General features: G+C 40.0%; 7 protein-coding genes. 5 read left to right on the top strand and 2 right to left on the bottom strand.

The window, feature by feature from the left end; genetic code table 11:
• Positions 1-157: 157 nt before the first annotated feature.
• The gene (locus V7K84_RS10370) at positions 158-5620 is read left to right on the top strand and encodes a trifunctional serine/threonine-protein kinase/ATP-binding protein/sensor histidine kinase (RefSeq protein ID WP_334837842.1); all 5463 of its coding nucleotides are present in this window, start codon (positions 158-160) and stop codon (positions 5618-5620) included.
• A 480-nt stretch (positions 5621-6100) separates the two neighbouring features.
• Here V7K84_RS10370 and V7K84_RS10365 read toward each other — a convergent pair whose 3' ends face one another.
• The gene (locus tag V7K84_RS10365; protein ID WP_094352314.1) at positions 6101-6466 is read right to left on the bottom strand and encodes a hypothetical protein; all 366 of its coding nucleotides are present in this window, start codon (positions 6464-6466) and stop codon (positions 6101-6103) included.
• A gap of 268 nt (positions 6467-6734) precedes the next feature.
• Positions 6735-6944: a hypothetical protein gene (locus tag V7K84_RS10360; RefSeq protein ID WP_334837839.1), complete on the bottom strand. Its 210-nt coding sequence runs from the start codon at positions 6942-6944 to the stop codon at positions 6735-6737.
• Between the two features lie 1454 nt (positions 6945-8398).
• Here V7K84_RS10360 and V7K84_RS10355 point away from each other — a divergent pair.
• The 4 genes from V7K84_RS10355 (at position 8399) to V7K84_RS10340 (ending at position 16928) form a co-directional block, all read left to right on the top strand.
• Positions 8399-11206: a beta strand repeat-containing protein gene (locus tag V7K84_RS10355; protein ID WP_334837837.1), complete on the top strand. Its 2808-nt coding sequence runs from the start codon at positions 8399-8401 to the stop codon at positions 11204-11206.
• A 207-nt stretch (positions 11207-11413) separates the two neighbouring features.
• Entirely contained in the window at positions 11414-12895 is a 1482-nt protein-coding gene (locus tag V7K84_RS10350; protein WP_334837835.1) for a sugar ABC transporter substrate-binding protein, read from the top strand.
• Positions 12896-12907: 12 nt separating this feature from the next.
• The gene (locus V7K84_RS10345; RefSeq protein ID WP_334837833.1) at positions 12908-14353 is read left to right on the top strand and encodes an ABC transporter substrate-binding protein; all 1446 of its coding nucleotides are present in this window, start codon (positions 12908-12910) and stop codon (positions 14351-14353) included.
• A 94-nt stretch (positions 14354-14447) separates the two neighbouring features.
• A complete protein-coding gene (locus tag V7K84_RS10340; protein ID WP_334837831.1) occupies positions 14448-16928 on the top strand; it encodes a hybrid sensor histidine kinase/response regulator in 2481 nt (826 codons plus the stop codon).
• Positions 16929-16980: the final 52 nt, after the last annotated feature.

The raw sequence follows: 16980 nt of genomic DNA, 5'->3' as shown, positions 1-16980 counted from the left end.
TCGTTTCTGAACGGCTACTCTGCTTTGAATTTGGGACATCAAATACAGTTCTATCTACTGCGATGATTTGCCACTGTAAGTTGTCTCAAAAGACACACATAAACTGGCGTTACTGATTTGGGAACAATAAATTCAGAAATTACCACGGTTTAGCAGTATGGTCAGCAGCATGGTCAGTATTCCCGGATACGACATAACTGAAGAAATCTACAATGGTTCCAGAACTCTAGTTTATCGGGGGTATCGAGAAACTGACTCACTTCCTGTAGTAATTAAACTGCTAAAAAATTCATATCCCAGTTTCAGCGATCTGTTGCAGTTTCGCAATCAGTACACAATTGCCAAAAATCTTAACTCATCTGCGATCGTCCAAACCTACAGTCTGGAGGCGTATCAAAATGGTTATGCGTTGGCAATGGAAGATTTTGGTGGGATTTCTCTTAAAGATTATTTTGCTTGTTACCAGACGCCAGATATGGTGTCTTTACAAGAATTTTTACAAATAGCGATCGCTCTGTGTGATGCATTAGATATCCTAATTCATCATCGGATTATTCACAAAGATATTAAACCCGCCAATGTTTTAATTAATCCAGAAACTAAACAAGTTAAGTTAATTGACTTTAGTATTGCATCTCTGCTGCCACGAGAAACTCAAATTCTGATGAGTCCTAATGTATTAGAAGGAACACTCGGCTATTTGTCTCCAGAGCAAACCGGACGAATGAATCGGGGGATTGATTACCGTACTGATTTTTATTCTTTAGGTGTAACTTTTTATGAGTTGCTCTCAGGGGAATTACCATTTAAATCGCACGATCCGATGGAATTGGTGCATTGTCATATTGCCAAAGTTCCACCACTTTTAGGGAAGAGGGGAAAGGGAACAGGGAATAGGAAAGAGATTCCTCAAGTTCTATGCGACATCGTGATGAAACTGATGGCGAAAAATGCTGAAGACCGCTATCAGAGTGCATTTGGGCTAAAATATGATTTAGAAAATTGTTTGGCTCAACTGAAGTCAACAGGAAAAATTGCAAGTTTTCCAATAGCTCAACGGGATGTGTGCGATCGCTTTATTATCCCAGAAAAACTCTATGGTCGCGAGCATGAAGTTGAAACTCTGCTGAAAGCATTTGAACGCGTTAGCAACCCCCCTAAATCCCCCCTTACTAAGGGGGGACTAAGGGGGGTAGAATTAATGCTGGTGGCTGGTTTTTCTGGTATTGGTAAAACAGCAATTGTTAACGAGGTTCACAAACCCATTGTCCGGCAGCGGGGCTACTTCATTAAAGGCAAATTTGACCAATTTAATCGGAATATTCCCTTTTTTGCTTTTGTGCAGGCATTTCGAGACTTAATGGGACAATTGCTGAGTGAAAGTGATGTCCATTTGTCAACTTGGAAAAATAAAATTTTACAAGTGCTGGGCGATCAGGGACAAGTCATTCTTGAAGTAATTCCCGAACTAGAACAAATTATTGGCCAACAACCACCGGCAACAGAACTTTCACCAAATGCAGCCCAGAATCGGTTTAATTTATTATTACAAAGGTTTATTCAAGTATTCACTACCAAAGAACATCCCCTAGTCATATTTTTAGATGATATGCAGTGGGCTGATTCAGCATCAATGAAATTGATCCAGTTACTAATGAATGAGTCAAACTCAGGATATTTATTATTAATTGGAGCTTATCGAGATAATGAAGTTTCTGCTGCCCATCCATTGATGTTGACATTAGATGAAATTGCCAATGCTAATGCTACTCTTAACAAAATTACATTAGCACCTCTGAGTGAAGCCAGTTTAAATCAATTGGTTGCCGATACTCTAAACTGTTCGCTAGAAACTACAGAAATATTAACAAAAGTAGTATATCAGAAAACCAAGGGCAATCCGTTTTTTAGTACGCAATTTTTCAAAGCACTGCATCAAGATCGGCTAATTAAATTTGATTTAAATAGCGGCAGTTGGCAGTGTGATATTGCCCAAATAAAAGCATTAGCTCTGACAGATGATGTGGTTGATTTTATGGTATTGCAGTTGCGAAAATTATCAGAATCAACGCAGAATGTTTTGAAATTAGCAGCTTGTATTGGTAATCAATTTGATTTGGCAACATTGGCAATTGTTTGTGAAAATTCTGAAACCGAAACAGCAACATTTCTCTGGAAAGCATTACAAGAGGGATTAATCCTGCCCCAAAGTGAAGTTTACAAATTCTATGTTGGGCGGGAAACACAGGATTTAGTACAAAGTGCGCTAAGTGTAAACTATAAATTTTTACACGATCGCGTTCAACAAGCAGCTTATGCGTTGATCCCAGAGTCTAAAAAGCAATCCATTCATCTGCAAATTGGCCAATTGCTATTGAGTAAAATACCGATTAAAAAGCAAGAAGAGAGAATTTTTGAAATTGTTAATCAGTTAAATATTGGTGTAAAGCTAATCACTCAACAGTCTGAGCGAGATCGATTAGCAGAGTTAAATTTGCTGGCTGGGCAAAAAGCCAAACTATCTACTGCTTATACGAATGCAATAGAATATATCAGTTGTGGTATTCAACTATTGAAAAAAGATAGCTGGCAACAACAGTATTCACTCACATTAGCTTTGTATGAAGAAGCTGCTTCGGCAGCCTATCTTATGGGCCAGTTTGACGAGGTAGAAGGGTTTGTTGAGCAAGTGCAACAACATGCTAAAGTCTTAATAGATCGGGTGAAATCGATTGAAATTCAAATTCAATCTTATTTAGCTCAGAGTCGTTTTGATGATTCGATTCGGACTGCGATCGCACTGCTAAATCTCTTAGGTGTGAAACTATCTCATCAAGCGAATCAAATACAAACATTACTCAGCCTAGCCCAAACGAAATTACGATTTGTAGGTAAATCTCCTTTAAGTTTGATTGATTTACCTAATATGACTGGGGACAAACAACTAGCAGCAATCCGAATTTTGGCTAGTACGAATTCAACGGCTTATATTGCTCGTCCAGATTTACTGCCACCAATAATCTTGAGCGAAGTCAATTTATCGATGCAGTACGGCAATGCTGCCGCATCTGCATTTGGCTATGCCTGGTATGGATTGATTGAGTGTGGCATTCTGGGAAATATTGAGACAGGTTATAAATTTGGCCAATTAGCATTACAAGTTCTTGAAAAATTCCATAGCCAGGAATTCAAAGCTAGAACTTTCTTCATTGTTCAAACATTTATTAATCACTGGCATCAACCACTTAAAGACACAATTGCGCCGTTAATTGAAGCCTATCAAGTGGGTTTAGAAACCGGAGATATTGAATATGCGGCTTGGGCTAGCTATAGCTGTAGCTTTCATGGATATTTGATGGGGCAAGAATTAGCTGAGTTAGAAAAACAGATGGGTGACTATGCTGAAGTCTACAGCCATTTTAGACAAGAAAAGCCCCAAACGTATATTAATTCATTTCGTCAAGCCATCTTGAATTTGTTGGGATCTACCGATCCCAGTTACTTATCAGGTGCTGTTTATGATGCCCAAACTATTCGTCCATTACAAGAGCAAGCAGGCGATCGCACTGGATTGAGCTTTAGCTATGCCAATGAACTGATACTTTGCTACCTGTTTGAAAATTATACCAGAGCATCTGAGGCAGCAATTCAAGCAATAACTTATTTAGATGGGGTAACATCGGCAGCAGTTGTACCAATAGTTTATTTTTATCAGGCGTTAACCCAACTAATTCTCTATCCAACAGCAACGGCTAACGAACAAAAACAGATTCTTAAAAAAGTCACATCCCATCAAAAAAAGCTGAAAAAATGGGCACATCATGCCCCAATGAATCACCAACACAAATTTTATTTAGTCGAAGCAGAACGGCAGCGGATTTTGCTGCACAAAAACAAAGCGATGGAATTGTACAATCGCGCTATTTCTTTAGCGAAAGAAAATGCATATATCCAAGAAGAAGCCTTGAGTAATGAACTAGCGGCCAAGTTTTACCTCGACTGGGACAAAGAAAAAATCGCCCAAGTTTATATGCAAGAAGCTTATTACTGCTATGCTCGTTGGGGCGCTAAAGCTAAAACTGAAGACTTAGAAAAACGCTATCCTCAACTGCTTATTCCCATCTTACAAGGGCAACTTAATCACTTTCAACTGAGTTCAACTATCGATGCATCATCATTACCAAATCAAACCATTCACACAAACCTTTCTAGCAGCAGTATTTCGGAAGTCCTAGATTTGTCCACCATCTTGAAAGCCTCACAAGCCCTCTCCAGTGAAATTCAATTAGAGCAATTACTCACTAGACTTTTGCAAGTAGTGATGGAAAATGCTGGGGCACAAAAAGCTGCATTACTTGTACTCAAACAGGAAAATTTAGTGGTTGAAGCCATAGCCACTATTGATGAAGGAGTCACCCTATTATCTGTACCACTGTCAACCAGCGAAGATATTCCCATTACACTGGTGAACTTTGTCAAACACAGTTTAAAAACTGTTGTTCTGGATGATGCAACAGCACAAACTGATTTTATGGCCGAGCCATATTTCATGCAGCAACAACCTAAGAGTGTGTTGTGTACGCCGATATTAAATCAAGGAAAAATCATCGGGCTGCTATATTTAGAAAATCCGCTGACAATTGGTGCATTTACTCGCGATCGCATCGAAGTTATCCAACTGCTATGCGCTCAAGCTGCCATCTCTCTAGAAAATGCCCGCCTTTATCAAGAATACCAGAATTATGCTCATCAACTAGAGCGATCGCTGCAAGAACTTGAGCAAGCCCAATTACAAATGGTGCAAAACGAAAAAATGGCAACCTTGGGCAATTTGGTTGCAGGTGTGGCACATGAAATTAATAATCCCATTGGATTTCTGGAAGGTAGCCTCCACAATGCCGAAGAGTATACTCAAGACTTACTCACCCATATCCAATTGTTTAAACAACATTATCCCACTCCTGCGATCGCAGTCATTGAGCATGGCGAAAAAATTGACCTCGAATTCTTGATTGAAGATTTACCAAAGCTAGTAAGTTCAATGAAGGTGGCTTCGGAACGGATTAAAGATATTAGTACGAGTCTCCGTACCTTCTCCAGAGCCGATACAGCCGAAAAAGTTGCTTGTAACCTTCATGAAGGGATTGAGAGTACTCTGTTGATTTTGAAGTATCGCCTCAAAGCTAACGAAAAACGTCCAGCGATCGAAGTCATCACTGAATACGGAAATTTACCTCCTGTCGAGTGCTTTTTAGGACAATTGAATCAAGTATTTATGAACATCCTTGCAAATGCAATTGATGTCTTCGATGCATCCATTGAGGGGCGTTCTTTTGCCCAAGTGCAAGCAGAACATCAGCAAATACTGATTCAAACTGAAGTATCCAGTAACGAACAAACGGTAATAATTCGGATGAAAGATAATGGTCAAGGGATGTCAGAGGAAATTAGATTGCGGATCTTTGACCACCTATTTACAACCAAAGAGGTTGGCAAAGGAACAGGATTAGGATTAGCGATCGCTCGTCAAATTGTTGAGGAAACCCATGATGGAAGCTTAAGTTGCAATTCTGTACTTGGTGAAGGAACAGAATTTGTCATTGAGATTCCAGTATTTTAATTCTACCTATAGGAATCATATTTGATTTCTGAAAAAATCTCGGTAGTCTTGTAATGAACTGTCTAGGCTAAAGTGTTGCAAAAAAATTGTAGGTTGGGTGGAGACTTTGCGTAATATTATGTCCGCTTAATTGCTTATTAAACCTGAAGAACCCCACCCCCGCCAAAGCTACGCTTTGTCTCCCCTCCCCGCTTGCGGGGAGGGGATTAAGGGGAGCCAGCGCGGTCTTGGGGGTTTCCCCCATGAGCGACTGGCGTGTGGGGTGCAATGACTGTGGTTAGCATAATTAGTTATGCGGACATGATATAAATTAGGCTTTTCAAACAACCTCTAATAGCAAGAATTGGTTTAAACGGACTAATCAAATATTCTTAGTCCGTTTAAATCAACTTGAGCTTTTAGCCTGAAAATTTTCGGGCGATTTTTAAGCTTTTGTAACAGCTTTTAAGATGGTGGTTCTACACATATTCATATCGGGAATTAGGAATGCTTAACATCTAGAAAAGGCAGTTGCTTGGAACCATTAGCACCAATAACTTCAATACCTTGTTTGCCACGAATACCGTCTACTGGCAGAGAAACTGTATAAGGTGCGGTAGCTGGTAGTCCGATTCCGGGCAAAGTGCCAACGACTTCAACTCCCCAATATTCAGGTTGCTGGACATATACAAGTGGTACAAGATTCACTTCCAAATTCAAGTATGGTTTCGTCCCTCTGACAACTAAAATATAAGTGCCACTTACTATACCAGGACGAATTTCTGCTTCTTCAAAGTCAATTAATCGAGATGACTCTGGTTTTGGTAAAGCTCGAAATTGACTAAGACTTTGCTCTAAGGTACTCATTTTTTCTCCTGTAGAAGAACTATGTTGTTGTTGAATCAGCCAATTAAGGAGATAACAAGATATTTTCAATCTTGTACCTTCAACTTTTTAGCTTCTTAGTTAATTCATCAAGGTAGAAAGCAAAGTTTATGCAATGCCAACTTCTTCTTTACATTTATTTATCAAGCTCAAAAATTACCATACAAGGTGGTTAATCTAGAAGAATCCTTGCGTTGGCAGTGATGTACCGTCGATCTCGTCGTTTGCGATCGCACGATCTTTGAAATCATCAGAGTTCCTGCATTACCCGAATAACCATCTCGAACAGATCGCGTGCAGACATACCACCACTACCTTCGGCAATGGGATTTGCACTGCACTCAGCCCTGAACGACAAATCGGTTCGACTAGATCGTAAGGAAGGATGCGATCGCGTTCGTACTCTTATAGTTAGCATTGCCAGAAGAAAATAGCACCGATTGAGCTTTAAATATGACATAACTATTGTCTTTGCCTACTTAGAGCAGTTTTCATGTATTTGAATCACACCTGTCGTAGGGTCGCAAGGTCTTGCACCCTTACCGTGTGGTCTATTTACCTGAAAATAGCTGTAAACAAGCAGCATATACTACGCTAAATCGATAGATAAACAATTTTAACTGCGTATAAAACTGATTATATGAAGAATTAATTAAGTGAAGGGGAATAAATTTATATATCTATAAGTACTAGTTGACCTTTACTGCCATCTATATGAATATTATACTGATGCCAATTTAAAAAATTTTTGCTAATTACAACGCGCACTCTCTTGTATCTATATATATATTGATATTGCATTCTTTTTTCAAATTGGCATGGTTAAAGAAATCCCCTATTTAACATGCCTTCATTTCCTGACGACTGTTTTTTTTTAATCTATTTTTGTCCAAAATCTTCCAATATAATCCAGTTTCAGATTCACCGCCCTCAGTAGTTTATTTGCGATGGCTAGGACGGGTTACGACTACGCTACGGGAGTATGTTTGGTGGAGGTTATCCCTAATTAACTCTTGATAATGTGCCAATTCTCTGGAGCGATCGCTTTCAACTCTTGTAACTCGTCATCAGAACCTCACACCATAACCCCATATTTAAAAAACTCTTACAGCTTGCTTGTCTACTAGGGGCGACGACACGCTACACGAGCAAATCAAACAACTGTTTAACTGCTGCATTCTGCTCGTTAGTGGTTTTCAAGACATGAAGAATACATAAAGATAAGTACTGACATTATACCGATCGGCAAATATTGTGAAGAGTATGCAAAGATATGTCTTTAAGTGTGGACATCTCAGTAAATATTCAGATATGGTTATCAAAGTGTTATTTAGATGTTCCCTATTTTTAAGCTACATACCCACGGGCAATAGCCCACAACAACTGCATAAAAATTATTTCCCTATCGAAAGTGAATTATTCTCTATATTTACGACAGTAGGGCTACGCTCTGATAAAAAATATGAAGTGTGGGTTTTAGGCATTCAAGCTTGATTTTTCGACACTTTGTCAGTGATGGCTGGGTTGATCTGCGGATCGAGAATGAGAAAAAAAGTGTGAAACCATCTGTTTTCCTAAATACACGCTCATAAATATGTACAATGCTTAAGACTTAGATAGTCTTAACTAGCATTATTAACGGGTACACAAATAACGAATGAAAAAGGAAATAGGGAATAGGCAAAGAATTTAACTTTGAATCTCCTGCCTCCTGCCTTTTTCAAGACAGTTAGACAAGTCCTGCTTACAAGCATCAATAGGTTAAATCTTCGAGAAAATTGCTAGCCCTCAAGGGTGACATAAAAGTATGTCGAAAGCGTTAACTCTCGGCGATTTCCGTGCGTCCTCAAACAACATTAACAACAAGTTAATAGCTGAAGTTACTCAAAATATCGATTCAGGAAGGTGAGAGTTATGGTGAATATCATTGGAACCAACGGTAAGGATACTCTACTGGGTACTCAGGATGCAGATACAATCAACGCTAAAGTAGGTGATGATATCATCGATGGCAAAAATGGTAACGACCTTTTAAGCGGTGATGCCGGAAATGATACCCTCATTGGTGGTGCAGGCAATGATACTCTCCTTGGTGGTACAGATAACGACTCTCTCCGTGGTGGTACGGGTAATGACTCCCTCCGTGGTGGTACTGGTAATAACCTGCTGCGGGGTGATGAGGGAAATGATACCCTTGATGCTTCCTATTCTTCTGGAAATAACATCCTCAGTGGAGATGCAGGAGATGACTACCTTGATATTAGCTATTCTGCTGGCAACAATACGGTTTCAGGCAAAGACGGTGATGATTCCTTTTACGCTGATGAAGTCCGGGGTAGAAACACTCTAAATGGAGGCGCTGGTAATGATGACTTCCATTTGTCCGCCTCAAAAACTGCCCCATCTTCCTTAACGACTCAAAGTGTAAATGGAGAAACAGGTCAGGATTATTTGTCTGTATATTACACCCGTGCTACTAAAGGAATCACTTCGAGTTTCGATGCTGCTACTAACACTGGCTCAATTCGGGCTGGTACAAATCAGATTAACTACACCAATATCGAACAATTAGAAATTAGAGGTACAACCTACGCTGATTTTATTGTCGGAAGCAATGGCAACGATTTACTCTTCGGAGGCAGTAGTGGCAACGATTCAAATTATGGCAATGATACAATTTTTGGCGGTGAAGGTAACGATTACTTGAATGTTGATTATTCAACAAGCGATAACATCCTTAACGGTGGAGCTGGAAACGATCAATTCAGTGCTAGCTCTTCAACAGGCAATAACCTGATTTCTGGTGACGATGGCAGTGATAATCTCTCTGCGTCTAAGACAGATGGCAATAACACCCTCAACGGTGGTGCTGGTGACGATCAATTAGATGTTAACTATTCAACAGGCGATAACATCCTCAATGGAGGAGATGGCAATGATTCTCTTAGCGCTTCTCGTGAATACGACTATTCCGCCTCTTTTACCTCCGGTGATAACACTCTCAATGGTGGTGCTGGTGACGATCAATTGAGTGTTAACTATTCAACGGGCGATAACATTCTCAATGGGGGGGATGGCAATGATTCTTTCTTTGCCTCTGGCTACTACGACGACAAAAAAGCCGAGGGCAGCTTTGGTAATAACATTTTCAATGGAGAGAATGGTAATGATTCCTTCTCTTTCGTCCTATATACTTCTCCACCTTCCTTAGCGACTCAAACAGTAGATGGGGGGACAGGTAACGATTTGTTGAGCGTTTCGTATATCTATCCTAGTGGGGGAATTATTTCGACTTTCAATGCTGCTACTAACACTGGCTCGATTAGGGCGGGCACGGATCTGATTAACTACAAGAATATCGAAGGATTACATATCTCAGGTACAGCCTACAATGACTTGATTGTGGGGAGTAATGGCAACGATACTATCTCGCTCTACGCGAGTAGTAGCAATGATACTATCGATGGCGGAAAAGGTGATGATTTATTGGAAGGCTATTATTACAGTAATTCTAGCGGGGGTCAGGGAATCACTTCGACATTCAATGCTGTTACTAACACTGGCTCCATTACATCAGGCACGAATCAGGTTAGCTATAAGAATATCGAACGATTAAATATCTCAGGTACAGCCTACAATGACTTGATTGTAGGGGGCAATGGCAACGATACACTCACCGGAGGCGATCGCGGCAAAGATACCATAGATGGAGGGAAAGGTAACGATTTGTTGTCTTTCTATAACTATTCCATCGGCCAGGGAATCACTTCGACATTCAATGCTGCTACTAACACTGGTTCGATTACAGCAGGCCCGAATCAGGTGAGCTACAAGAATATCGAACAATTAAATATCTCAGGTACAAATTACGATGATTTGATTGTGGGGAGCAATGGCAGCGATACCCTCGCTGGGGGACGTGGAAATAACACGATTCTCGGCGGTGCAGGTAAGGATTACTTGAGTGCTGACTCTTCAAATGGTAATAATTCGCTCTCTGGTGGTGATGATAATGATTCTCTTGATGTCTCTGGCTCCTACGACGACTACCGAGGCAATTTTTATCTCGATGCTATCTCTGGTAAGAACACCCTCAATGGTGGCGCTGGTGACGATAACTTAGTTACTAACTATTCATCAGGCAATAACCTACTGAATGGGGGCGATGGCAATGATACTCTCACAGCCGCTGGTTCAGCCTCCTTATATTCTTCATACGGGGCTTATACTGTCTCTGGGAATAACAGCCTCAATGGTGGTGCTAATGACGATCGCTTGATTGTTGACTATTCATCAGGCAATAATCTACTGGATGGAGGCGATGGTAATGATACTCTCACAGCCTCTGGCGCTTCTGGTAAAAACACCTTCAAAGGTGGTAAAGGTAATGATAACCTTTATGGAGGAGCTGGTACTGATACCTTTGTTTTCAATAGTTTCAACGAAGGCGTTGATAACATTTATAACTTTAACGTGACTAATGAACTGATTCAGGTATCGGCTTCTGGTTTTGGTGGCGCGTTATCGTCAGGTTTACTCTCAGCTAGCTCTTTTACCCTTGGAACATCTGCAATAACCAGCAATCAGCGATTTATCTATGACAATACTACAGGCGCACTATATTTTGACCAAGATGGCAGTGCGGGTGGATTTGCTCAGGTACAATTTGCACAACTATCTGGTGGAGTGTCACTAAGTCAAAATAACTTGCTAGTTGTTTAATCCTCAACCCCACAGTCAAATAGAAATCTTCAGAATGCGAGGTGTTATATTCAGCACCTCGCATTTGAATAATTACTCCAATCGGTTCAAGGAGGAAGCAATTGCCTATTTCTTTTAAGAGCGATCGCTTGTAAATTATTGAGAGATCGACAAAAAGCCTTAAATTGAGTATATCTATTCAGTTTAAATATCAGCTCTAGAAGTGTGGTGTCCAGAAAAAAAGCCAGTCAGATTACTCAAGTCTTGAAGAGTCAGCAGAGAGCTAAGGAAGCTTTTAGCGTAGTACCAAGACTAACCAACCGTCGCTATGCACTCATCGCATTAATCCTCTGCTTGATAATTGTTGCTTGCACTAACACATATCAATCCTCCCCTTCCCCACTTAATAAGTTATCCAGTGAAAGTACCGATTTAAGGATTTGGTGGGATAAAGGTTTTACTCAGGAAGAGGATGAAGCTCTCAAGCAACTAGTTAGTGAGTGGGAAAAACAAACCGGCAACAAAATCAAGCTTTCTTTATATTCTACAGATGAGCTAACACGGAAGATTCAAAGAGAAATTCAGGCTGGCAACCTACCTGATATTGTTACCAGTTATACTGCCGATCGAGAAATTATTCCCCGTTTAAGTTGGGAAGGCAAACTAGCAGATGTATCAGATGTAATTGAGCCACTTAAGAGTTTTTACCCGGAAGAAATCCTTAAAACTGTTCAGTCTTATAACAATGTTACTCAAAAGCGAAGCTACTATGCTCTGCCAATGAGCCAAGCAACTATTCACATTTTTTACTGGCGAGATTTGCTAAAGCAAATAGGTCGTCAAGAAAGTGATATACCAAAAAATTGGGATGCTTTCTGGGAGTTTTGGAAACAAATACAGGATGACTTGCGGACAAAACAAATACCAGATAAAAAACCGAATATTTATGGGTTAGGATTTACCTTCGGCATTAGTTCTGCTGATACATACTACTTATTTGAGCAGATTTTAGAAGCATACGACGTGCAAATTTTAGGTTCTATGGATAAACTCCTCCTTGACGATCCGAAAGTGCGTCAAGGTATTATTAACAGCTTAAAATGGTACACAAATTTTTATCAGCAAGGCTACGTCCCACCAGATGCTATAAATTGGTTGAATCCAGATAATAATCGTAGCTTACTCAATCAAAGCGTGGTTATGACTCCTAACAACTCGCTTTCAATTCCTGCTGCTGTGCGACAAAACCCTGATACATATTATCAAAAGCTTGGTATCTTAGAGTTTCCAAATAAACCCAATGGCTTGCCAATGCGCTACTTAATTACGGTTAAGGAAGCGTTTTTATTTGCCGATTCTCAGAAACAGAAACTAGCTAAGGAGTTTCTTGCATACTTAATACAACCAGAAGTGATGGGAAATTATCTCAAGGCTTCTGGAGGTCGTCATTTACCAGTTTTAACATCGGCGTGGGAAGATCCTTTTTGGAAAAATTCCAAAGATCCCTATCTCTCGACTGCCATTAATATATTTCTCAACAGAGAAACTCGCCCATTTTATTTTGTCCAAAACCCAGCTTATAGCTTGGTTTTAAAAGATAATGTCTGGGGTAAGGCGCTCAATCGAATTGTTGTAGATAAAATTTCTCCAGAGCAAGCAGCTGATGAAGCGATCGCACGAATTAAGCAAATTTTTGACCAATGGCAGTAAGCTTTTATAAAGATGATATTTAAAAGAAAAGCTAGTGAAATTGCTAAAGGCTCTCAGAATCGGGCACAATATCACCATTATCGCAGATATGTGTTCATCGTATTGACACTCAGCTTGATAATTATTGCTTGTACTAACACCTCTCAATTAAAACAATCTTCAGTCACCCATTCCCCTACTGACAACACAGTTTTAAAGATTTGGTGGGATAAAGGTTTTACTGTCGATGAGGATGAAGCAATCAAGCAGTTGGTGAGCAACTGGCAAAAACAAACTGGTAATCAAGTCAAGCTTTCCTTCTATATCGGCGATGAGTTACCGCAGAAGGCGCGTAGGGCTATTCACGCGGGTAATCCACCCGATATCATGATGAGTTACGGCGCTGAGAGAGCGTTGAATCCATATCTGGCTTGGGAAGGGAAACTAGCGGATGTAACGGATGTAATTGAGCCAGTCAAAAATCTTTATCCTGAATATGCTCTGCAAGCTGTTAATTATTATAATAATGCTGCAAAAAAGCGAAGCTACTATGCAGTTCCAATTAATCAGGCAACGGTTCATATTTTTTACTGGCGAGACTTGCTAGAGCAAATAGGTCGCAGCGAAAGCGATATCCCCAAAGATTGGGATGGTTTTTGGCAGTTTTGGAAACAAGTACAAAATGATGTGCGGGCAAAACAGCAAAAACAGGATATTTATGGGTTAGGTTTTCCTTTTTCTACTGGAGCTTCAGATACCTACATCTTTTTTGAGCATATTTTAGAAGCATACGATGTGCAAATTCTCGACTCCAAGGGTAAACTCCTGATCGACGATCTAAAGGTCAGACAAAAAATTGTCCAAGCATTAGATTGGTATACCAAATTTTACCAACAAGGTTATGTGCCACCAGATGCACTCAATTGGTTAAATCCAGATAATAATCGCAGCTTGCTCAACCGTATGGTGGTGATGACTCCTAACAACACTCTCTCAATTCCTTGCTCTGTGCGCCAAGATCCCGACACCTATCGCAATAAGCTTGGTATTTTAAAATTTCCCAACAAACCTAACGGCAAGCCAATGCGTTATCTACTCACACTTCGGCAAGCAGTTTTGTTCGCCGATTCCCAGCAACAGAAAAAAGCTTTGGATTTTCTTGCATATCTCACCCAATCACAGGTGATAGGTAAGTATCTGAAAGCTGCTGGAGGTTGTAATTTACCTGTCATCAAGACACTTTGGCAAGACCCATTTTGGAAAAACCTAGCTGACCCACACGTTTCAACTGCGGTCAAGACCGTAACGGAAGGTTCAACGCGGTTATTTTATTATGTCCAAAACCCGGCATACAGCGTAGTGTTAGAGGAGAATATCTGGGGAAAAGCTCTTAATCGAATAATTGTAGATAAAATTTCTTCAGAGCAAGCAACTGATGAAGCAATTAAGGAGATAAAACAAATTTTTGCTCAATGGTAATCAATAATTATTTATATTAACTAAAGGAATAACCTATCTGCATGAATAACAAAAAAGATAAATATTTTTAGAATAAGAAACAAGTTGTAAATATATGAACTTCTGGAATCAGCACCTAACTATTAAAGTTGCCAGTTCCTTCTTATTCCTATCCTTGGTAACTGTAGGTGTAGTAGGAGGATTTGCTTTTCTTAATGCGAGGGAAGCTTTGAAACAAGCTGCTTTTGAACGACTCAGTGCTGCTGCTACCCTAAAAGAGGAAGAAATTACCCGTTGGTTTGAAGACCAAGAACGAGACTTTCTCCTAGTAACTCAGTTCCCAGACGTACAAAATAATTTTCAAATACTTTTAAATTCCAAACCCGCCGACGCAAATTATCGTAAAGCTTACAAACTTCTCTCAGATTATCTCATAAATATGGCTAAAATCAAGCCAAGTCTGGGAGAAATTTCCATTCTTGACCGGAGCAATCGGATTATTTTATCTACTAACAAACAGCGTGAAGGTCAATATGAAATTTCAGCTAATATCACCTATATTGAACAGATTCAGCCGGGAGATTCTTTTGCCCCCATCTTCTATGCCTCACCGATTACTGGTAAGCCATCAGTGACTTTTGCAACCCCTCTACGCGATGCAGCCAAGGTACGTCAAGGTGTTCTTTTAGCCGATTTAAATTTAGACAGAATAGATCAAATTGTACGCGAACGTACAGGCTTAGGTAAGAGTGGAGAAACTTATTTAGTTGGTTCTTTAGTAACTAAAAACGCTTTTATTTCTAAAGATAAAGATAAGATACCGGACTTTTCTCAAGGAGTTAGCAGCCAAGGTATTGATGCAGCAATGGGTGGAATTAGTGGTCAAGGACTTTATCCAAACTATGCTGGAGTGTTAGTAATTGGGGTATATCACTGGCTCAATGACCAAGACCTAGCCTTAATGGTGGAGATGAACCAGGAAGAAGCCTTTGCGCCGGCTCGGCGATTAGCAGGAACGATGATGCTAGTGGGATTCTTATCAATGGGATTTCTATTGATTGGAGTGTCTTGGCTAACGCGACAGTTAAAAATCTCTGGCGAACAGTTAGAGAATTACAGCCATAGATTAGAAGTAAAAGCCAAAGAAGCCGAAACTGCCAACCGTGCCAAAAGCGAATTTCTCGCAAACATGAGTCACGAACTTCGTACTCCCCTTAACAGCATCCTTGGCTTTACTCAGCTAATGATGCGCGATTCTTCTATCAATGTTTCTCAGTTGGAACATTTAGAAATTATCAGTCGCAGTGGAGAACATTTGCTTACCTTGATTAATGATGTGTTGTCAATGTCGAAAATTGAGGCGGGTTTAACGACACTGAACAACAATAGCTTTGACTTGTACACTCTACTTGATTTACTTGAAGAGATGTTTCAAATTAAAGCGGAATCAAAAGGTTTACAGTTGATGTTTGAACGCAGACCTGAAGTTCCTAAATATGTGCATACAGATGAAAGTAAATTGCGTCAAATCTTGATTAACCTCCTTGGTAATGCTATCAAATTTACTCAAGAAGGCGGCGTGAGTTTGCGAGTTAGAATGAAGGAAGAAAGTAGACTACAGCAACAAGAAGGGACACAAGTAATAAGAAACTCCCATCCTTCATTCTTCTGGCTTCATTTTGAAGTTGAAGATACCGGGACAGGGATTGCACCTGCCGAAATTGAAAAGTTGTTTAAACCCTTTGTCCAAACAGAAGCAGGTCGAAAATCTCAGCAAGGAACAGGTTTGGGTTTAACTATTAGCCAACAATTTGTGCATCTAATGGGGGGAAGTATTACTGTTAGCAGTACTTTGGGTCAAGGAACGATTTTTTCTTTCGATCTTCAAATTAGTCTAGCAGAAATAGCTGAAGCTCCAATTCGACAGCTAAAACGACGAGTAATTGGTTTAGAGCCTAATCAACCAAAATACCGAATCTTAGTAGTTGAAGATAAATGGGAAAATCGCGAACTCCTAGTCAAGATGCTAATATCCCTTGGCTTCGAGGTACGTCACGCTGAAAATGGTCAAGAAGGGGTGACTCTTTGGGAAACTTGGGAACCACAACTGATTTGGATGGATATGCGGATGCCTGTAATGGATGGGTATGAAGCTACTAAACAAATTAGAGCTACTTTAAAAGGTCAAGCTACTGTCATTATTGCCCTAACTGCTAGTGCTTTTGATGAGGAACGGTTTGTGGTTTTATCGGCTGGCTGCAACGATTTTGTACGTAAGCCGTTCCGAGAGGAAGTAATCTTGAATATGATGTCTAAATATTTAGGCGTGCGTTATTTATATGAAGAGAAACCCCTTCAAAAAGACGAATTTGCCGAAAATTCCGGCCTTAAGCTTTTATCATTAGAAGAGATGCTGGCTCAGATGCCTACTGAGTGGGTAGCACAGCTCCACCAAGCGGCACTGTGTACTGATGAAAAGCTGATTTTTAGCTTGCTTGAGCAAATTCCTGAAGAATCTGCTCTTTTGACAAACACTCTGTCTGATTGGGTTAATAACTTTCGTATTGATAAAGTTATTGATTTAACACAACTGTAAGAAATGATTTTTGAATCAGAAATCAGAATTCAGAAGTCAGAATTTAGGAGTC

The organism is Nostoc sp. (assembly GCF_036917315.1).
Lineage (GTDB): Bacteria > Cyanobacteriota > Cyanobacteriia > Cyanobacteriales > Nostocaceae > Nostoc.
Note: the sequence above shows the minus strand (reverse complement) of the source record. Positions and strands in the feature narration are given on the sequence as shown.